Source organism: Thalassospira sp. Z349TD_5 (assembly GCF_056173045.1).
Map to the genome: position 1 here is coordinate 2,596,570 of NZ_CM149654.1, position 20,041 is coordinate 2,616,610.

Here is a 20,041-nt window from a genome sequence, read left to right on the forward strand (position 1 = left end):
TGACACCCTCTGGTTGACAGGCATCAAGTTTGATTTTGGATGATAGGGAAAGGACCGTCGCGGGCGGTGACACCCCCAGCATCAAACACTAGTTGATAGTCTGATTCGCGGTCTTGCTGTCTACGCGGCTTGATTTGTGAGCCGTGGCGGCAATTGCTGCGGCGTCGGCCGGGCGTTTACGGCCCGACATGCTTTCGGCAATCATGTCATCATGATCGCGGCGCTTTTTGGCGTCATACATGCGTTGATCAGCAAGATCGATCAGGTTCTGCGGGATTGAAATGGCGTCTTCGATGCGTTCTGACAGGCCGACACTGGCGCATTGTGTCTGCCCCCCTTGCAGATTGGCAAGCCCCGGCGCCATGACACGCGCAAGGACCTCATTTGCCTGCGCCATTGGAAGTTCCGGCAGAAGCACAAGAAACTCTTCACCGCCCCAGCGCACCACAAGATCCGAACTGCGGAAGCGATCGACAAGGTTATTGCCGACTTCTGCCAAAATCCGGTCACCGTAATCATGACCATGGCGGTCGTTGATTTGCTTAAAATCATCAAGATCGATGAAGGCCATCGTATAGGGCGCATTCTTGCGCATGGAACTATCGAAGGTAACCCGGATCATTTCCATGCCAAACGCACGGGTAAAGCAGCCGGTCAAAGGATCAATCGCCACCTCCTGCGCGGCAACGATCGTGCGATAAAGCTGCACCAGAGAAGACAGGATTGCCAAAGGCAGCAAGACAGCCAGGATCATCTCAAGCGCAACAAACCCCGTCGCAAGCGATGTCTGCGCACCAATCACCAGCAACGCCATGATCGGGGATGACAGTATCGCGCCCTCAACCAAGGTCAGCGGCATGATGGCAATCATCAACACCAGCCCGAGCAACAGGAAGCTGTGTGCGGAAAACATGCGCTGTGTGGCCAGAAGGTCATGCGCTCCAAAAACACACAAAAGACAGGCCGCAATCACCAGCATCAACATCGGAAGATACGGGAAATGCCGGCGCCAGCGCGCACTGACCGCACGGTTGGTCAGAACCACAATTGCGATGCCGACAACAAGAAGACGCATGATGGAGGTTTGCGACAGCCACATTTGACTGTCATAGGCACCATCCCAGAACGGAATGACAGCCAGTAGGACACATGCAAATACGGCGGCAAAACGGGCTGTAAGCTGGATCGACTCCTTACGCCGCAGATGCAGGATTTCTGCATGCCGAGGCGTATAGAAGAAGTCTTTGTAGCGACAACGCAGAACCCCTACGCGGCGCTTAGCATCTATGGCTGGACCAGACAGCACGCAAAACAGCTCCAACATCAAAAATTGCAGGAGCCAATTGCTCCGTAGAACTACCTATGATCGTTCCCTTATTTAACCATAGATACAACTATCCATAAGAAGGGTATGTATACATTGCGCCAGTTTTGCGCCAACAGTTCAGGTGAAATCCATCAAATAGTATATTGATAAATAAATGTATTTTCCTGAAACCGGAAAAATTAATCAAAGAAAAATAATTTAACTTTTTATAAAGTTCAAGCGATTCGGCGTGGCCTGAGCTCACCCTCCGATACAAAAAGTGCGGCATGCCATAACAACATGCCGCACAGATGATTCTTTTGATCGGCAAAAGCCCGCTTCCAGACACTTTGGGCACGTGTCGTTTATCGAAATACGTGCCCCAAAGAAGCTAGCCCCAAAGCGCCCGCTCAGGCAGTCCCATCACGCCATTGTCAAACGTCAGACCGTGTTCACGGTCCTTGGCCATCCAGATCGGACCATCCAGATCAACAATGCGCGATTTTGCGCCAATGATCATGGCCGGTGCCATCGCAAGCGAAGTTCCGACCATGCACCCGGTCATCAGTTGCAAACCGGCCTTGGTTGCGGCCTCGGCCAGTTCAAGCGCACCGGTAAGACCACCGGTTTTATCGAGCTTGATGTTGATCATGTCATAAAGATTGGCCAGACGCGGAATGTCGGCAATCGTATGGACCGACTCATCGGCACAGAGCAAAACCGGGCAATCAATCGTGATCAGGCCATCATCCTGCCCGGCAGGCAGGGGTTGCTCGATCATTTCCACACCCAGCGCATCAAGTTCCGCGCCAATGTCGGCAAGAAGCTCAATCGACCATGCCTCGTTGGCATCGACAATGATCCGGGCCTTTGGCGCGCCTTCGCGGACCGCACGCACCGATTCGAGCACGTTCTCGCCGTTAAGCTTGACCTTGAGCAAGGGGGCATGGGCAATCTTACGCGCGGCTTCACGCATTTTATCGGGCGTATCGATGCTGAGCGTTTCGGCCGTGACCAGACCTTCTGGCGCGTCACATTCGGCCAGTTCCCATGCACGACGACCATATCGCTTGGCCTCAAGATCCCAATAGGCACAGTCAACAGCATTGCGTGCCGCCCCGGCCTTCATGGCATCCTGAAGCTCCTTGCGCGTCATGCCGCGTGACAGGGCGTCTTCCTGTGCCTTGATGTCGGCAATGACACCGTTGACGGTTTCGTCGTACCGGGCATAGGGAACGCATTCCCCATACCCGGTGTGTTCACCGTCCGTCAGGGTCACCTTGACCACATGTGCCTCGGTCCGGGCCCCGCGCGAAATTTTAAAAACCTGCGCGAGGGGGAAGACTTCGGAAATCACACTAAGTTGGGGCAAGATTAAATCTCCTGGAGCTTATCGACAATCGGCGCGACACCAATACGAACCGGGTCAACGGCCGGGAGGCCAAACTCGGCTTCGATATCGGCCAGAAGTTTGGTGGCGGCGGCCTCATCGAGCGACTTGGTATTGATGGCAAAACCAACAACAACGCAATCGGGATTGGTCAATTTTGCGTGCTGCAAGTTGACTTCCAGACAGGTTTTCAGATCTGGCAATTTATAGCCCGGAAGACCACGCATATGCGTGCGGGTCGGTTCATGGCAAATCACAAGCGCATCTGGCTGCGAACCATGGATCAGCCCCATTGTCACGCCTGAGAAGGATGCGTGGAACAGGCTACCCTGCCCTTCGATGACGTCCCAGTGATCCGGGTCGTTTGCCGGTGCAATGGTTTCAACAGCACCCGAGATAAAGTCAGAAATCACGGCATCAACCGAGATGCCTTCACCAACAATGAAAATACCGGTCTGGCCGGTGGCACGGAAATCAGACTTCATCCCGCGTTTTTTCATTTCTGCATCAATGGCAAGGGTCGTGTACATTTTACCGACCGAACAATCGGTTCCCACGGCAAGAACGCGCTTACCCGAACGTTTTTCGCCGTTTCCGACGGGAACCTTGCCGTCAAAATGGCGCACATCAAACAAGCGAACACCCTTGGCTGCGGCCGCTTCAACCAATTTGGGAATCGTGCTCAGGCGGGTATGCAGGCCGTTGGCAATGTCCATGCCCGCATCAATTGCGGCCAGAAGCGTTTCCATCCATGCCGGACCAATGATCCCGCCACGGTTGGCAACACCAAGCACAAGCGTTTTAACGCCGGCGGCTTTTGCCTCGGCAATCGTCATTTCGGTCAGGCCGAGATCGGCCTTGCAGCCCGGCAGGCTGAGCTGCCCAATGCACCATTCCGGGCGCCATTGCTTGATCCCGAGTGCGGTTTTTGCCGCCAGTTCATCGGGCGCGTCACCAAGAAACATAAGATAGGGATGATCGATTTTCATAATACCTCCTTGACCAGCATCCAAACGGTGCCCTTATAATCTGTGGTAACTATAGCGCAATATGGTGGACCCGTTCTAGAGATATGAATTGATATCTTCGACGATACACCCGATATTTCGACTATAATTCGACTATGAAAAGCAAAAACAAAATAAAATACAAAACTCTTTGAAGACCATCACTCTTTCTTGTGAATTTTGTCGGGAATGGCCCGAAAAACGCAAGAAAATGCAATTTTGAAGGACTGGCGTGAAAGCGCCCGACTACATATGAGCACCGATCTCACGAAGTGGCTATCTGAGCGAAAAATCGAAGAAGTCGAATGCATTGTACCGGACATGTCAGGGGTAGCCCGGGGCAAGGTTTTGCCGACACAGAAATTTCTGCGCGGGCTGGAGGCCAAAAGCCTTGCCATTCCAGAGGCAATTTTCTGCCTGACTGTGACAGGCGGCTACCCGGAAGAAACCGATGCATTCCTTGATCCGGCTGAAAAAGACGTGGTCATGGTGCCCGATCCGGAAACGATTCGCGTCGTGCCGTGGTACGAAGAACCCACCGCCCAGATCATCTGCGATTGTTATCACTTCTCGGGCGAGGAGGTTTCGATCTCGCCGCGTGGTGTGCTCAAACGTGTTCTCAAGGCCTTTGAAGAACGCGGCATGAAACCAATCATTGCACCGGAACTTGAATTTTATCTGGTGGCGAAAAATACCGATCCGGACAATCCGCTTGAGCCGCCGATTGGCCGGTCAGGCCGCCCGGAGCGTGCGTCAAATGCGTTCGGGATTGATGCGATCAACGAGTTCGATCCGTTGATTGAAGATTTGTATGATTATTGCGAAGCCATGGATATCGATGCCGATACCATGAGCCACGAATCCGGTCCGGCCCAGCTTGAAATGAACTTCAACCATGGCGCACCACTGGAACTGGCTGATCAGGCATTCCTGTTCAAGCGCACTTTGCGTGAAACAGCGCTTAAGCACGGTGTCTATGGCACCTTCATGGCCAAACCGATGGGCAACCAGCCGGGCAGTTCGATGCATATTCATCAAAGCTTGCTCGACATCACCAGCGGCAAGAACCTGTTTGCCGATGATGACGGCGAAAATTCGAAGATGTTCCTGAACTATATCGGGGGTCTGCAGCGCTATCTGCCTGCGGCCATGCCACTTTTGGCCCCGAACATGAACAGTTATCGCCGTTTGCAGCCATGGTCGGATGCGCCGATCAATATGCATTGGTCGCTTGACAACCGCACGGTTGGCCTGCGCCAGCCCAATGGCCCGCCCGCAGCCCGCCGTATTGAAAACCGGCTTCCGGGTGCGGATGCCAATCCGTATCTGGCAGTGGCGGCATCGCTTGCCTGTGGTCTTTTGGGTATTATCGAAGAAATCGATCCGACGTCCCCGATCGAAGGATCGGGCTATGACCGGGCGCATTCCCTGCCCCGCCATATCCACGAAGCATTGGCAAAATTCCATCGCTGCAAGCCGCTTAAAGAGCTGCTGGGTGAGGAATTCTCAACCGCAGTTATTGCGGTCAAGGAAGCCGAGTGGGACGCCTATCAGACCGTGATCAGCGCATGGGAACGCGAGCACCTTTTGCTCAACGTTTAAAATCGATGATCGAATTTTGCGCCGGGAGATCGCGCCCGGCGCAAGATTTTCTGCATTGCGTATGCCTAAATTTTCACTTGATGCGAAAAATGCACAATTTTCCATCTTGTGTTTGACAATATCCTGATCCATTCAAAGGATATTAGAAGTGTCCCTCGGTCTTGGGGAAACCAAACAACAAGACCATTAAATTTTCAAACGCTGCCACATGGGAGGCTCAGCGAAATGAAATCTCTTCTTAAAACCTCAAGCATGATTGTGCTTGCAACAGCCGTCTCCGGCTTTGCCTTTGGCGCATCCGCACAGGAAGTTCTCAACATCTATAACTGGTCTGATTATATCGGCGAGGAAACCGTTGCGAATTTCGAAAAGGAATATGGCGTCAAGGTCAACTATGACGTTTATGACAGCAACCAGTTGGTTGAAGCCAAGCTGCTTGCCGGTAACTCCGGCTATGACATCGTGGTTCCGACCCTTGCAGATGCCGAACGCCTGATCCGGGCCAAGCTGTTCCAGCCGCTTGATAAATCGAAGCTGTCGAACTATGGCAACCTTGATCCGGTCATCCTGCAGCAGCAGGCAAAATACGACCCGGACAACACCTATGCCGTGCCGTATTTCTGGGGCACCAACGGCTTTGGCTACAACGTTGCCAAGGTCAAGGAAGTTCTTGGCGATGATGCGCCGCTTGATAGCTGGGCAATGATCTTTGATCCGAAATATGCCGAGCCTCTGTCGAAATGTGGCCTGTCGCTTCTGGATGATCCGGGCGAGATCGCGCCGCTGGTGAACTTCTATCTTGGCAATGTGCCGGAAGGCGAGCCAACCAAGGAATCAATCGAAAGCTCCTTTGCGCAGCTTGATAAAATCCGTCCTTATGTGACCTATTTCCATAGCTCGCAGTACATCAACGACCTTGCAAACGGGAATACCTGTATTTCTGTTGGCTGGTCGGGCGATGTCGGTATGGCGGCCCTGCGTGCAGAAGAAGCCGGCAATGGCAACGAGATCAAGTATGTCATTCCAAAGGAAGGTACGCTGATCTGGTTTGATGCGATGATGATCCCGGAAGATGCACCGAACCCGGATCTGGCACACAAATTTATCGACTATGTGCTGCGTGCCGATGTCGAGGCTGAAATCGCAAACTACGTTGCCTATGCAACCCCGAACCTTGCAGCTATGGAGATGGTTGACCCGTCCCTTCTGGAAGATCAGGGCATCTATCCGCCGCAGGAAGTAAAAGAACGTCTGCGTTCCAAGGTCGAGCCGGATTCTCGTCTTCTACGGACCAGGACCCGCATGTGGACCAAGCTTAAAACCGGTCAGTAAGGCATCTTTACCAATTACGATCCAACCTACCGGACGAGCAAGGGCGCGATTGCAATCGCGCCCTTTTGCTTTGCAGCATTCCACGGGTTCCCTGTCCGAGTCACCATATCGCGGACTCGCGATCGCACCATCAATTCCACCCTGAATTCTCGAAGTCACACATCACTCCCACAATCGAATAATGCATATTTTCTGAACACCCAAAGGCCATTTCCTGCCGTTTATAGCGGCAGAAACCTATTGTTGTTCAAAATATCGCACACCCCTCTTTACAGATTGTAGAATTGCTTCATCCTGTTATCAGAACGGACCGACATCTTGGCGCAGGCGCAACAATCAATGATTGCGCAGCAGGTCATCAGGGACTGTCGCCCAATGAAATCGGTTCATCGTGACATTGATCAAGGGGAGAATGCTGGTGCCAGAGGCGGTTTTGGATCGTGCACATGAGGATGTGCATAAGACACAGCCTTGGAACAATCCCGATGCGGTGCCTTTCATCCGCTTTGAGAATGTGACCAAGAAGTTTGGTGACTTTTACGCTGTGGATGATGTTTCTCTCAACATTTACCGGCACGAGCTTTTTGCCCTTTTGGGTGGATCAGGGTGCGGTAAGACCACATTGCTTCGGATGCTGGCTGGTTTCGAAGAACCAACATCGGGCAAAATCTATATCGATGGTGTCGATATGGCAGGTGTCCCGCCCTATGAACGCCCAACCAACATGATGTTCCAGTCCTATGCCCTGTTTCCGCATATGAATGTTGAACAAAACGTCGCGTTCGGCCTGTTACAAGATGGGGTATCCCGCAGCGAAACCAAACAGCTAGTGGCCGATATGCTGGCCCTTGTGCAGATGAGCAAATTTGCCAAACGCAAACCCCATCAGCTTTCGGGTGGTCAGCGCCAGCGTGTTGCACTGGCGCGGTCCCTTGTCAAACGGCCCAAGGTGCTTTTGCTGGATGAACCGCTTGGCGCGCTTGATAAAAAGCTGCGCGAACAGACCCAGTTCGAACTGGTCAACATTCAGGAAAAAGTCGGCACAACCTTTGTCATGGTGACCCATGACCAGGAAGAAGCCATGACCATGGCATCGCGCATTGCGGTGATGAATGAGGGTGTCATCAACCAGATCGGCACCCCGTTTGAACTTTATGAATATCCCAACAGCCGCTATACCGCGAACTTCCTTGGGCAGGTTAATCTGGTCGAGGGCGTTTTGATTGATGATGATGAAAAATATGCCGTCATCAAGTCGGACGAAGGTGGTTGCGAAATCTATATCGATCATGCGGTTCAGGGCCACCGCGGCATGACCTTCTGGGCCGCCCTTCGCCCCGAACGTCTTCGCCTGACCAAAGAACCGCCAGAAGACATCAAATATAACTGCGTGTCGGGCAAGGTTGAGGAAATCGGCTATCTGGGGGGTATTTCGACCTATCACGTGCGCCTTGCCAGTGGCAAACGCATCAAGGTCACCGAACCCAACTCCACACGTCAGATTGAACCCCGCTATACGTGGGAAGACCCGGTTTGGGTATCGTGGGAGGCCGGGGCTGCTTCGGTTCTGAACAAATGACCAGTGACACACCAGAGAAGTCTCTTAGCTTAAAGCAACGATTTGACCGCTGGATGATCAAGCACGGTCGCGTGCTGGTGATCGGCATTCCTTATGTCTGGCTGTTTCTGTTTTTCCTTGTGCCGTTCCTGATCGTTCTCAAGATCAGTTTTGCCATGGCGGAATATGCCCAGCCGCCTTATAGCTCGCTGTTTGACTGGATCGAAGAAGGCGTGACTGTCACGCTGAATTTCGGGAACTATCTGTTTCTGCTGTCTGATAGTCTTTATGCCACAGCCTATCTCAATTCGATCCGGATTGCGGCCATTTCGACCGTCATCACGCTTCTGATCGGCTATCCGATGGCGTACGGCATTGCCCGTGCGCGCGGGTCGGTTCGCAGTATTCTTTTGATGCTGGTGATCTTGCCGTTCTGGACCAGTTTTCTGATCCGTGTTTATGCGTGGATCGGCATTCTGGACCGCGAAGGATTGATCAACGCGTTCCTTCTGTGGACGGGTATCATCACGGAACCCTTGATCATGCGCCAGACAGAAGGCGCTGTTTTTGTCGGGATTGTGTACACCTATTTGCCGTTCATGATCCTGCCGCTTTATTCCACACTGGAAAAAATGGATGTGAGCCTGATTGAGGCCGCACTTGATCTTGGCTGCAAGCCTTGGAAGGCGTTCCTTAAGGTTACCCTGCCCTTGTCGATGCCGGGCGTTTTGGCCGGATCGCTTTTGGTGTTTATTCCGTCGGTTGGTGAATTCGTCATTCCGGAACTTCTGGGCGGACCCAATACGTTGATGATCGGGCGAACGCTTTGGAACGAATTCTTTGCCAACCGTGACTGGCCGATTGCGTCGGCTGTGGCGATTGCCATGCTGGTGTTCTTGGTCGTGCCGATCATGTGGTTCCAGCATATCCAGACCAAGCAGGAGGAGCGCCAGTCATGAGCGGTAAAAGATCTACCTTCCTGATATCCGCACTGGTGTTTGGCTTTGCCTTTCTCTATGTGCCGATCCTGCTGGTGATGATTTATTCGTTTAACGAGGGCAAACTCGTCACCGTCTGGACCGGATTTTCGACCAAATGGTATGTGTCGCTGTTTTCCAATGACGGCATGATCGATGCCGCATGGAACAGCCTGCGCATTGGCGTGATGTCGGCGACACTCGCCTTGGCCCTTGGCACGCCTGCCGGGCTTGTCATGTCGCGGTTTGGTCGGTTTAAGGGCCGCACCCTGTTTTCAGGCATGATTGCAGCACCGCTTGTCATGCCTGAAGTCATCACCGGCCTTTCGTTGCTGTTGCTGTTTGTGACGCTTGAGCAAATGGTTGGCTGGCCCGCAGGACGTGGTATTTCGACGATCACGATTGCCCATACAACATTCTGTGCCGCCTATGTTGCAGTTGTTGTGCAATCGCGCCTGTCGGGGATGGATACATCGGTCGAAGAAGCGGCCATGGATCTTGGGGCAAAACCGGCAAAGATCTTCTTTGTCATTACCTTGCCGATGATCCTGCCTGCCCTTTTGGCCGGGTGGCTTTTGTCGTTCACCCTGTCGCTTGATGATCTTGTGATTGCAAGCTTTGTCGCCGGGCCGGGATCGACAACCCTTCCGATGAAAGTCTTCTCATCGGTACGGCTTGGGGTTTCGCCGGAAATCAACGCGTTAGCGACCCTGATCATTTTGGCGGTGTCGGCGATGATCCTGATTTCCAGCCTGCTGATCCTGCGGTCTGAGCGCAACCGCAGCCGGACGTCATCGACTGAGGAAGCCTAACGCACAGCCTTTAAAGGGCTTTGACAAACCCAATAAAAAAAGCAGCGCCCGTTATGTCGGGCACTGCTTTCGTTTTAGGGGTATTTTTGTAGTATCGCGACGTTACTTGACGGTCATGCCTTCGCTGGCGCGACGCATCATTTCACGGCATTTCATGCCCGGTGCAACAACCCGCCAATAGCTTACAACCGCTTCTTCTGCGGCCTCGGCAAAATCAATAATCAGGTTATTGAGCGCGTTCTGTTCCATCAGCTTCTTGACCCGGTCGGGCAACTGCGACATTTGCCACAGGCCAATAACCAGCGCATAGGATGAGCGCATCAGCTTATTGGCTTCATCTGGTGTGATTTCATAAAGCTCGGCCAAGGCATCGGCGGTACGTTTGACCATGGATGCCAGAAAACGCCGCTGACCGACAACCATTTCATCATCAGAACCCGATTCCAGAACACCTTGTGACAAAGATGCCAGATACAGGAATTTCTCGTTCTTCACGAGATAGTCAACAAACTGCCGCGCAACCCGCGTTGAGTCCCGGTCTTCGGGACGCCGCAAGGCTTCCTGATCAATGATATCAAGATTGTTCTCAAACCAGCCTTTCTGAAAGTGCCGAAGCACCTCAAGAAACAGCGATTCCTTGCTTGAGAAGTAAAGATACAGCGTACCTTTAGCGAGGTTTGCCTTACGCGCAACCTCGGCCGCAGACGGCAAGGTACCGTCGCCTTCAAGATAAAGTTCGCGCGCGGCATCCAGGATGTCCGCACGACGTTGCAATTTCTGTTCGTGGCTACGCGCCCGAACAAGATTTTCTTGTTCCATAAAATGTCTTCCCCCAACATTTTTCCCCTGACACATATTATTGCATATTAATTCACCTCAAAGTCAAATCACGTGACCTAATTAAATAGACAAAATTTATGAAACATCGGCAAAACAATCGCTTCGCCCCTATGACCGCACTAAAAATAAATGAATAAAGGTCATATAACATCAACCATAACGATCAAATCTGAACAAATTCATTATATCTGTCCATCTCCATCCCGAGTCGCCCTGCCAAAAGGTGTCTTTGCCTAACCTTTTGAGTGAGTGCGCCCCTCATGAAAGAGCGATAAAACGAACTTGGGGGGAAATAAACATCTGAAAAATCAGAGAACTTTCACGACAGCTTGAAAGACACCCAATTAGAGACCGAGGGGCACATGAGCAAAGAAAACACCGGGCCGGGAAATGACGGCCCAAACAAACCTCTATCTGAAAATTCGACATCTGAACCTACCGCGAACATGCACGATGATGACACGTCGCAGAATACTGCCAGTTCACAAGACCGTCCGGCTTACATGGAAGGACCAACCACATCAGGAACTGGTGGCAATGAGCCACCCCATACAGGCCAACCGTGGGGCAACGGACCGTCAGACGGCGCACCATCGCATGGACAGCCCGGTGACATCTCATATTTCGGACGCTGGCAAGACGTCTTGAAATTGTGTTGCTGGAACACGTTATGGACCATCCTGACACTGGGCATTTTCCGGTTTTGGGCCAAAACACGCATGCGGCGCTATATCTGGAGCAATATCGTCATTGACGGTGACGCCCTTGAATATACCGGGCGCGGGTTGGAACTGTTCCTTGGCTTTGTCATTGTGACGCTCATTTTGGTGCCTGTCATTCTGGCCCTTAATTTCATCGGATCGATGTTGCCAGCACATCTGATGATGTTGCCGATGATCTTTACTTATATTGCTGTTGCGTTCCTGTTCTTTGTCGCAACCTATCGCGCCACACGGTATCGCTACAGCCGGACATTCTGGCGTGGCATTCGCGCACGTCTTAGTGGATCAGCCTTCAAATATGCCCTGATCGGGTTTGGCACCTCAATCGTAACACTTTTGTCGCTCGGTCTTCTTGCACCGCTTGGCTTCATTGCCACCACCCGTTATCAAACCGACAACACATGGATCGGTGATACGCAGGCGCGCTTCAATGGGACACTTGGTGCTGCCTTCAAACGCTGGCTCAAAAGCTGGGCAATATTGGTTCTGGTCGTTGGCAGCGTCCTTGCCCTAAGTGCTGTTGCCTCGGGACCTAGCATGATCTGGCTTCCGATTACGGCAGGAGTGATCGCCTATTTCGGGGTTGCTTTTGTTTTTCTGAATTATAATGTCTGGCTTTTCCGGTATCAGGCCGATTGCACAGAAATGGGCGCCATTCGGTTTTCAAGTAATCTGCAGACATCGCAATATATCAAGATCATCTTGCGCTTTTTGGGGTTATCTTTGCTTCTGCTGATTGTTGCGGGACTTTTGATGCTTGTCTTTGGCGGGTTTGCGGCGTTTTCCGCTTTCAATCCAGGGAATGCCGGTAATCCACAACAGATTGCCGCTGTGTTTATTCCAATCGTGATCGTCATGCTTTTGATCGGCCCGCTGCTTAGCATTGTCGGGTTTACCTTTATGATTCATTCAATGTTGGCCGCCGACATTTCATCCCTCGCGTATCAGGGGGAAATTGCCGACCTTCATGCCAACGCAGAGGCCCAGAATGTCCCGCGCACTGGCGAAGGATTGGCAGAGGCGTTTGATCTTGGTGGAATTTAGTGGATGAAACATGAACTTTAACGTCACCGCCCGTTACTTTGACGGGAAGACATCCGCAGCCCAAAACGTCACGGTTATCATTGATGACCGTGACGTCCTGATTGCCGATCCTGACGGCGAGATTTGCAAAATTGCCCGTCAGGATTTGCTTTTATGCGAGAAACCCGAAACCAACCGCCCATTACGCCTGCGTCGTGCCCAAGATAACGGCATGAGAATTGTGTTTGATGCACAAGACGCCAGTTCGGTTGCCGACGCACTCCGACATGGTTCGCCGGCAGTTGCCGTAGACGAGACATCACGCAAGTCTATAACGCGCCTGATTTCTGGCATTGTTGGTTTTACCGTGTTGGTGGGGCTTACCATCTGGCTTGGTGTGCCGGTGGCGGTAAACCTTGTGGCGGCTCATTATCCACGGCAGTCGGAAATCGCTCTTGGCAAGGCAGGGCGTGAGCAAATCCTGTTTGCACTAGAACAGCTTGAGGACGACTTTGCGGTCTGCACCCCCAAAAACGCGGCAGATAGGGCAGTGCAACAAATCGTTGCCCAACTCAGCAGCAGCAAGCCATTTGACTATGACTACGACGTCACCTTTGTGCGGAGCAAGATCCCCAATGCGCTTGCCCTCCCCGGTGGTCAAGTTCTGGTATTTTCCGGTCTTCTCGACATTATGGAAAGTCCCGAAGCCTTTACCGGAGTCCTGGCCCATGAAATCGGGCACAGCGAAAAGCACCATGGCCTGCGCAACATGTTTTCCAATATCGCCGTCACCCAGCTGATCCGTCTGATCAGTGGTGGTTCGGCGATGGTCCCGGCGGAATTTATCCTGCAACAGGGATATACCCGTGACATGGAACGCGAAGCTGATCAGTTCGCATTTGAGACCATGGAGCGCGCCAACATCCGCATGACAGATACCGCGGTCCTGTTTGGCAAGCTCAACAAAACTCTGAAAGATGGAGCACACGGGCTCGACTTACCCAAGATGTTTAGTTCCCACCCGGATGTGGAAGCGCGTATCGCACAATTTGAAAATGCCCCCTCAACAGGGGCCGTTGATATCAGCGACCAAGACTGGCAGGCTCTTAAATCGGCTTGTGACGACTGATCAGACAGGCAGTTCGGTGGTGCGTTTAACTTCGCGCAGGGTGATGATGGTTTGCACCCGCTCAACACCGGGAAGTTGGGTGAGGACTTCGCTGTGGATGCGTTCGTAGTCACTGGTGTCGCTATAGACCACATGCACGAGATAGTCGCTTTGCCCGGCCAGCAGGTAACACTCGACAACTTCGGGAACCTTCTGGACTTCTTTTTCAAAAGTTTCCAGAGCTTCGCGGGTTTGGCGGGTGATGGAAATATTGACGAACGCGTTGCCCGGCTTACCGATGCGGGCCGGATTGAGCAACATCGTATAATGATCAATGAACCCGGCTTCTTCGAGCAGGCGCACGCGGCGCAGGCATGCCGATGCCGACAGGTTCACTTTTTCGGCCAGTTCGGCATTGCTGATGCGCCCGTCTCGCTGCAGCAGGCGCAGGATCATGCGATCACGTTCATCAATCTGCATTTCGAATATTCCTCTGATAACATGGTTATTTTTTAAAATTATCTAGCAATTATATCACCAAACTCACCATGAATTGAAGATTAATTGCCCAATTTTTAGGGTATCATGCACAAACAATAAAAAAGAAGGCGTAAAGCCTGACCCAAATAGCGCAATGCGCTAGGGGCACCGCCGGACATGCCAGCGGAAAGCCCAAGTGTCACCACATTCGTCGGGAGAGAACGCAATGCTTATTGGTGTTCCAAAGGAAATCAAAAACCATGAATACCGCGTGGGATTAACCCCGGTCTCGGTCCGGGAAATCACCACGCATGGACATAAGGTTATCGTTGAAACCGGTGCCGGTGACGGTATCGGGTGCAGTGATGCGGACTATATCGCCGCTGGTGCGGAAATCATCGGGACGGCATCCGAAATCTTTGCCACCGCCGAGATGGTGGTCAAAGTCAAGGAACCGCAAAAAGTCGAATATGAACAGCTGCGCGATGGGCAGCTTTTGTTTACCTATCTGCATCTGGCACCGGACCCGAACCAGACCGCTGGACTGGTGAAATCAGGTGTCACCGCGATCGCCTATGAAACTGTAACCGATCGCAATGGCGGCCTCCCCCTTCTGGCCCCGATGTCCGAAGTGGCCGGACGCATGGCGCCACAGGTTGGGGCCGCCGCCCTGCAAAAAGCCAATGGTGGACGCGGTATGTTGCTGGGCGGTGTGCCCGGTGTCGCCCCGGCCAAGGTGGTTGTAATTGGTGGCGGTGTTGTCGGCACCAATGCCGCACGCATCGCAGCTGGCATGGGGGCAGATGTGACGATCCTTGATCGCAACATCAAACGCCTGACCTATCTTGATGATTTGTTTGGACCGCGCATCAAAACCCAATATGCCACGATCGATGATACCGAGGCGCTGGTTTATGAAGCCGATATGGTGGTTGGTGCCGTGCTGATCCCCGGTGCCGCCGCCCCAAAACTGATCCACCGTGATCAACTTTCAAGAATGAAACCGGGCTCCGTCATTGTTGACGTCGCGATTGATCAGGGCGGGTGCTTTGAAACATCCAAAGCCACCACCCATGCCGATCCAACCTATATCGTTGATGATGTTGTGCATTATTGCGTTGCCAATATGCCCGGTGCTGTCGCGCGCACATCGACGTTCGCGCTAAACAACGCCACCCTGCCCTTTACGCTGGCCCTTGCCGATAAGGGCTGGAAAAAGGCCTGTCAGGATGATCCCCATCTGGCAGCAGGACTGAACGTCCATGCCGGTCAGGTGACCTATCAGGCGGTTGCTGATGCGTTGGGATACACACACCTGCCATTGGAAAGCGCGCTTTCCTGATCACAAAGACCTATGAACCAACAAAGCGGGGCACCAATGGTGCCCCGCTTTGCTTTTACGTCCCTAAGATGGGCCGAAACTTTATCTCAGATCAAAATTCGACCTGCGTTACGTCACGGACAGCACCCTGATCAGCGCTGGTTGCCATCGCAGCATAGGCGCGAAGGGCGGTTGTGACTTTACGTTTGCGCGGCTTGGCCGGACGCCATGCTTCGGGGCCTTTGGCCTCCATCGCCTTGCGACGTGCGGCAAGCACCGCATCATCGACCGCGATTTTGATCGTGCGGTTCGGAATGTCGATTTCAATGGTATCGCCCGGCTCGACCAGTGCGATGTCACCACCAGCGGCGGCTTCGGGGGAAACGTGACCAATCGACAGCCCCGACGTCCCGCCCGAAAAACGACCATCGGTAATCAGCGCGCACGCCTTGCCCAGGCCCATGGATTTCAGATAGCTGGTCGGATAGAGCATTTCCTGCATGCCCGGACCGCCTTTGGGGCCTTCGTAACGGATGACGACAACGTCGCCTTCCTTGACCTCACCACCAAGAACCTTGGCGACGGCTTCGTCCTGACTTTCGCAGATCACGGCCGGGCCGGTGAATTTCAGAATGCTTTCATCCACGCCACCAGTCTTAACGACGCAACCATTGACCGCCATATTGCCAAACAGAACGGCAAGCCCACCATCCTGACTGTAGGCGTGCTCAACGTCACGAATACAACCTTCTTTTTCATCAAGGTCCAAGTCATCCCAATAACGTTCCTGGCTGAACGCTGTCTGGGACGGCACGCCACCGGGCATCGCACGGAAGAACTTGTGAACGGCGTCATTCGTCGTGCGCTTGATGTCCCATTTTTCAAGGGCATCGGCCATGGTTTTGGCATGAACCGTCGAAACGTCGGTATGGAGCAAACCAGCGCGTTCAAGTTCACCTAAAATACGCATAATGCCACCGGCACGATGGACGTCTTCCATATGGAACATCGGGTGGTTCGGGGCAACTTTGGAAAGATACGGAATCTTGCGCGACAGACGATCCATGTCCGTCATGGTGAAATCAACTTCGGCTTCCTTGGCGATTGCCAGCAGATGAAGCACGGTGTTGGTCGAGCCCCCCATCGCGATATCAAGCGCCATGGCATTTTCGAACGCCTCAAACGTTGCGATGCCGCGCGGGGTCGCACCGATGTCTTCTTCTTCGTAATAACGACGCGCAAGCTTGACCGAGGTGCGGGCCGCTTCAAGGAACAGTTCCTTACGCGCACCATGCGTTGCCAACACCGAACCATTGCCCGGCAATGCAAGACCAAGGGCCTCAGCCAAGCAGTTCATCGAGTTCGCGGTAAACATACCCGAGCACGACCCGCAGGTCGGGCAGGCAGATCGCTCAACAACACCAAGCTGTTCGTCCGAGACATTCGGATCAGCGGCCTCGACCATGGCATCGACAAGGTCAAGATGACGTTCGTTGCCGTCGATGGTGACTTTACCGGCTTCCATCGGGCCACCGGAAACAAATACCGCTGGGACGTTAAGGCGCATTGCCGCCATCAACATGCCCGGTGTGATCTTGTCACAGTTCGAAATGCAGACCATCGCATCGGCGCAATGGGCATTGACCATATATTCAACGGAATCAGCAATGATTTCGCGTGAAGGCAAGCTATAGAGCATGCCGTCATGGCCCATCGCGATGCCATCATCAACTGCGATGGTATTGAATTCCTTGGCAACACCGCCAGCGGCCTCAATCTCACGCGCGACCATCTGACCGAGGTCTTTGAGGTGCACGTGACCGGGCACAAACTGGGTAAAGCTGTTGACGACCGCGATGATTGGCTTGTCGAAATCTTCGTCTTTCATACCAGTGGCGCGCCAAAGGCCGCGCGCACCAGCCATATTGCGGCCATGTGTTGTTGTACGGGACCGATATTCCGGCATGGAAGGAACCTCTCTTATTCGCGGATTGCGTTTTCGTGATATGGGTGCGTTCTAGCACAGTCTTCGCGCATTTTGACAGTTTTTTGCCCGAAAATTTCGCCATATTCCATCATATGGCACGATTGATACCCAAGTGCCAGAGCACCAACCATATCATTCATCGGAACGGACGTGCATTTGATGTGCGGATACCAGAAGCGTAGCCACCGGAAAAACCTATCCTAAAGACCCTAAATACTATCCCATTAGATAGGCGACCTCTGCGCCATCACACCATATCTTAGTAGGTGATTATCGCCGCCAGGCGATTCTCCCACTCCCATTCTCGCCCCGGGCCGGTTCACGGTTCGGGGCTTTTTTTTACCCTAAATCCAAGAACCTCAGTCGCACAGCTTGAAACTCAATACTTTAAAGGCGATCCGGAACCATTTAATGTTTATACCATTACAGAGCAGTAGTGCGTGAGCACCTACTCTCTCACATAGATTATTTTACGATCAAAGCAAGGCGGAGCAGCCCCCACCCATGTCCGACCAACTCAAGACACTGTTGCGACGCGGACTGAGTGCGCATGAAGGCAATCGCGCCGAAGAAGCAGAAGAAATCTATCGGCAGGTTCTTGATATCGCGCCAGGCAATCCAGAGGCCGAACACCTTCTGGCGACACTTTTGACAAGTGTCGGGCGGTACGGCGAAGCACTTGATCTGTTTGAAAGCTGCCTTGGCCGGTTTGGTGCCAATCCGGCAGCGCGGTGCAATTATGCCATCGCACTTGAAAGTGCCGGACAGCTTGAAAAGGCGATTGATCAGTTCAAGCAGGCCATCAGCTATCACGGTGATTTCCCCACCGCCCTTTATCATCTGGCCCGTCTGGAATTACCGCGTGGCCATCTTGGCCAGTCGGTTGATCTTCTGGGGCGTTTGCTGGGGATTCAGCCAGATCATTTTGAAGGGCTTCTTCTGTTTGGCGAGGCGCTACATGCGCTTGGTCAGGAGGAAGCGGCGTTAAAGTCCCTTGACCACGCCGCCGAGGCCGCGGGCATTACGCCGATCATGATTGCCCGTGTCGGGGCAATGTTATTGCGGCTTGGCTATCCCAAACCGGCACAGAACCTTTATCAACGGACCCTTAGCATTGATGCGAAGTTCGTTCCGGGTCTGCGTGGGTTGGGGCAGGCACTTGCCCATCAGGGACAATATGCCAAGGCAATTGCCCTTCTTAGAACCGCACGGCAATTGACCACGGATACCGTCGATATTGACCTTGTGCTGGCCGATATCATGCTGAAATGCGGTGATTTACCCGAAACCATCGCAATCCTTGAGGCCGTTCTTAAAAAGCATCCTGACAATGTTAATGCTGATAGCATTCTTTTGCGATCACTGGCCAAACAGTCGACCACGGATGGTGTGACCTTAAGCAAGGCCGTGAAAAACTGGGCCAAACATCACATGCCCATCGCAGCGCAACCCGAATTTACCAACAGCAAGCAAACCGATAAACGACTGCGCATCGGCTGGATTTCGCCGTTCTTTTGTGACCATCCGTCCTTTAAGCTTCTGGGCGCACTTGCACGGCATTTGAACCGTAACGACGTTGAGCTGTTTTTATATTCGGCAACACCACGCCCCGATCAAGTAACCCATGCGTGGCAGGTGATGGCCGATGGCTGGCGCGAGGTATATGGTCAGGACCCGATGCATATCGCCAACCGCATTCGTAAGGACAAGATCGATATCCTAATTGATCTGTGTGGCCCGCACCCAGCCCAACCGATTGAGGTTTTCGCCCTGCACAGCGCGCCGGTGCAGGCCAGCATGGCGGCAAACAGCACCGGCATGTCGCAGATTGATTATCTGATCGGGCATAAGGAATTGTTCAGCGGTAAGCTTGCGGCCAACAAATTGCTTTCTGAGCAACCACAAATCTTGTCATTCGGACCGTACCTGCCCGGTGAGTTTGATGACACTATACCGGTGTCGCCCCTGCCCGCGGCGTTTGGCGATGTGATCCGGTTTGGCTGTATTGACCGGCTTTCTCATATCAGTGACGAGACGCTGATGTGCTTTGCGCGGATCCTTAACAAGGTCAAAAACAGCCGCATTGTTGTTCAGGACGAAGTTCTTGAAGATGCCTACGCGGCCAAGACGTTTCTTGATCGTGCACGACAGGCCGGGATTAAACGCGACAAGCTTGATCTTGCCGGGCGCATTGAACAGCAAGACCGCGCCACCCTTTATGCCCAGATTGACGTTGGATTGGCACCATTCCCGGCCATCTGCCTTGAAAACCATTTCGAGATGCTGTGGCACGGGGTTCCGTTTGTGTCATTGGCCGGTGAGTTGACCGGATCACGGATGGGTCTTGGCCTTTTGAGCGATATCGGGCTTGGTGCGCTTTGTGCACATACGCAAAAGGGCTATGTCGATAAATGCATCATGCTGACAGCAGACCTTGCTGCACTTGGCAGCATTCGTGAAAACATGCGCGAGCGCCTGCAAAACAGCAAAGCCCTGCATGCACCCGCTGTTGCGCGCGAATTTGAAGATGCCTGCCGCGAGATGTGGCAGAACTGGTGCATCAAGCAACCGTAAGA

The 20,041-nt window shown here is 53.0% G+C and carries 15 protein-coding genes; 9 read left to right on the forward strand and 6 right to left on the reverse strand.

Features of this window, described 5'->3' with window-relative positions:
- Window positions 1-88: 88 nt before the first annotated feature.
- From AC0VXT_RS11935 to dgcN, 3 genes are all read right to left on the reverse strand, one after another.
- Complete coding sequence (locus tag AC0VXT_RS11935) at window positions 89-1,306, reverse strand: GGDEF domain-containing protein (protein ID WP_475545618.1); 1,218 nt, start codon at window positions 1,304-1,306, stop codon at window positions 89-91.
- A gap of 391 nt (window positions 1,307-1,697) precedes the next feature.
- Entirely contained in the window at window positions 1,698-2,678 is a 981-nt protein-coding gene (dgcA, locus tag AC0VXT_RS11940; RefSeq protein WP_475545619.1) for an N-acetyl-D-Glu racemase DgcA, read from the reverse strand.
- A 2-nt stretch (window positions 2,679-2,680) separates the two neighbouring features.
- Window positions 2,681-3,685, reverse strand: a complete 1,005-nt coding sequence (gene dgcN, locus AC0VXT_RS11945) for an N-acetyltransferase DgcN (protein WP_475545620.1) — start codon at window positions 3,683-3,685, stop codon at window positions 2,681-2,683.
- Between the two features lie 270 nt (window positions 3,686-3,955).
- Between dgcN and AC0VXT_RS11950 the strand changes: the two genes are divergently transcribed.
- The 5 genes from AC0VXT_RS11950 to AC0VXT_RS11970 all read left to right on the forward strand — a co-directional run bounded on the left by AC0VXT_RS11950 (window position 3,956) and on the right by AC0VXT_RS11970 (window position 9,984).
- Window positions 3,956-5,305: a glutamine synthetase family protein gene (locus AC0VXT_RS11950; RefSeq protein WP_101304905.1), complete on the forward strand. Its 1,350-nt coding sequence runs from the start codon at window positions 3,956-3,958 to the stop codon at window positions 5,303-5,305.
- A gap of 225 nt (window positions 5,306-5,530) precedes the next feature.
- Window positions 5,531-6,637, forward strand: a complete 1,107-nt coding sequence (locus tag AC0VXT_RS11955) for a polyamine ABC transporter substrate-binding protein (RefSeq protein ID WP_475545621.1) — start codon at window positions 5,531-5,533, stop codon at window positions 6,635-6,637.
- Window positions 6,638-7,049: 412 nt separating this feature from the next.
- Window positions 7,050-8,216, forward strand: coding sequence for an ABC transporter ATP-binding protein (locus tag AC0VXT_RS11960; protein WP_475548580.1), 1,167 nt, complete (start codon window positions 7,050-7,052; stop codon window positions 8,214-8,216).
- The gene (locus tag AC0VXT_RS11965; RefSeq protein WP_102784840.1) at window positions 8,213-9,154 is read left to right on the forward strand and encodes an ABC transporter permease subunit; all 942 of its coding nucleotides are present in this window, start codon (window positions 8,213-8,215) and stop codon (window positions 9,152-9,154) included. Before AC0VXT_RS11960 ends, AC0VXT_RS11965 begins: the two co-directional genes overlap by 4 nt.
- Window positions 9,151-9,984, forward strand: a complete 834-nt coding sequence (locus AC0VXT_RS11970) for an ABC transporter permease subunit (RefSeq protein ID WP_475545622.1) — start codon at window positions 9,151-9,153, stop codon at window positions 9,982-9,984. Before AC0VXT_RS11965 ends, AC0VXT_RS11970 begins: the two co-directional genes overlap by 4 nt.
- Before the next feature lie 102 nt (window positions 9,985-10,086).
- On the opposite strand, the gene AC0VXT_RS11975 is transcribed toward AC0VXT_RS11970, so the two are convergent.
- Window positions 10,087-10,803, reverse strand: coding sequence for a TetR/AcrR family transcriptional regulator (locus AC0VXT_RS11975; protein WP_101304892.1), 717 nt, complete (start codon window positions 10,801-10,803; stop codon window positions 10,087-10,089).
- 383 nt (window positions 10,804-11,186) lie between these two features.
- Between AC0VXT_RS11975 and AC0VXT_RS11980 the strand changes: the two genes are divergently transcribed.
- Together AC0VXT_RS11980 and AC0VXT_RS11985 are read left to right on the forward strand one after the other, a co-directional pair.
- Window positions 11,187-12,590 carry a YjgN family protein gene (locus AC0VXT_RS11980; protein WP_475545623.1) on the forward strand — a complete coding sequence of 468 codons (1,404 nt, stop codon included), beginning with the start codon at window positions 11,187-11,189 and terminating at the stop codon, window positions 12,588-12,590.
- Window positions 12,591-12,600: 10 nt separating this feature from the next.
- Window positions 12,601-13,698, forward strand: coding sequence for a M48 family metallopeptidase (locus AC0VXT_RS11985; RefSeq protein WP_475545624.1), 1,098 nt, complete (start codon window positions 12,601-12,603; stop codon window positions 13,696-13,698).
- On the opposite strand, the gene AC0VXT_RS11990 is transcribed toward AC0VXT_RS11985, so the two are convergent.
- Window positions 13,699-14,157 (reverse strand): Lrp/AsnC family transcriptional regulator, encoded by a 459-nt coding sequence (locus tag AC0VXT_RS11990; protein ID WP_022730369.1) that lies wholly within the window; start codon window positions 14,155-14,157, stop codon window positions 13,699-13,701.
- Window positions 14,158-14,383: 226 nt separating this feature from the next.
- On the opposite strand from AC0VXT_RS11990, the gene ald reads away from it, so the two are divergent.
- The gene (gene ald, locus AC0VXT_RS11995; RefSeq protein WP_475545625.1) at window positions 14,384-15,499 is read left to right on the forward strand and encodes an alanine dehydrogenase; all 1,116 of its coding nucleotides are present in this window, start codon (window positions 14,384-14,386) and stop codon (window positions 15,497-15,499) included.
- A 91-nt stretch (window positions 15,500-15,590) separates the two neighbouring features.
- Here ald and ilvD read toward each other — a convergent pair whose 3' ends face one another.
- Window positions 15,591-17,444, reverse strand: a complete 1,854-nt coding sequence (gene ilvD / locus AC0VXT_RS12000; RefSeq protein ID WP_475545626.1) for a dihydroxy-acid dehydratase — start codon at window positions 17,442-17,444, stop codon at window positions 15,591-15,593.
- A gap of 525 nt (window positions 17,445-17,969) precedes the next feature.
- On the opposite strand from ilvD, the gene AC0VXT_RS12005 reads away from it, so the two are divergent.
- Entirely contained in the window at window positions 17,970-20,039 is a 2,070-nt protein-coding gene (locus tag AC0VXT_RS12005; protein ID WP_475545627.1) for a tetratricopeptide repeat protein, read from the forward strand.
- Window positions 20,040-20,041: the final 2 nt, after the last annotated feature.

Excerpts from the sequence above, each read along its gene's own strand:
- dgcN (WP_475545620.1), bottom strand. The coding sequence starts at position 3,685 with ATGAAAATCGATCATCCCTATCTTATGTTTCTTGGTGACGCGCCCGAT.
- AC0VXT_RS11950 (WP_101304905.1), top strand. The coding sequence starts at position 3,956 with ATGAGCACCGATCTCACGAAGTGGCTATCTGAGCGAAAAATCGAAGAA.
- AC0VXT_RS11955 (WP_475545621.1), top strand. The coding sequence starts at position 5,531 with ATGAAATCTCTTCTTAAAACCTCAAGCATGATTGTGCTTGCAACAGCC.
- AC0VXT_RS11960 (WP_475548580.1), top strand. The coding sequence starts at position 7,050 with ATGCTGGTGCCAGAGGCGGTTTTGGATCGTGCACATGAGGATGTGCAT.
- AC0VXT_RS11965 (WP_102784840.1), top strand. The coding sequence starts at position 8,213 with ATGACCAGTGACACACCAGAGAAGTCTCTTAGCTTAAAGCAACGATTT.
- AC0VXT_RS11970 (WP_475545622.1), top strand. The coding sequence starts at position 9,151 with ATGAGCGGTAAAAGATCTACCTTCCTGATATCCGCACTGGTGTTTGGC.
- AC0VXT_RS11975 (WP_101304892.1), bottom strand. The coding sequence starts at position 10,803 with ATGGAACAAGAAAATCTTGTTCGGGCGCGTAGCCACGAACAGAAATTG.
- AC0VXT_RS11980 (WP_475545623.1), top strand. The coding sequence starts at position 11,187 with ATGAGCAAAGAAAACACCGGGCCGGGAAATGACGGCCCAAACAAACCT.
- AC0VXT_RS11985 (WP_475545624.1), top strand. The coding sequence starts at position 12,601 with ATGAACTTTAACGTCACCGCCCGTTACTTTGACGGGAAGACATCCGCA.
- AC0VXT_RS11990 (WP_022730369.1), bottom strand. The coding sequence starts at position 14,157 with ATGCAGATTGATGAACGTGATCGCATGATCCTGCGCCTGCTGCAGCGA.
- ald (WP_475545625.1), top strand. The coding sequence starts at position 14,384 with ATGCTTATTGGTGTTCCAAAGGAAATCAAAAACCATGAATACCGCGTG.
- ilvD (WP_475545626.1), bottom strand. The coding sequence starts at position 17,444 with ATGCCGGAATATCGGTCCCGTACAACAACACATGGCCGCAATATGGCT.
- AC0VXT_RS12005 (WP_475545627.1), top strand. The coding sequence starts at position 17,970 with ATGTCCGACCAACTCAAGACACTGTTGCGACGCGGACTGAGTGCGCAT.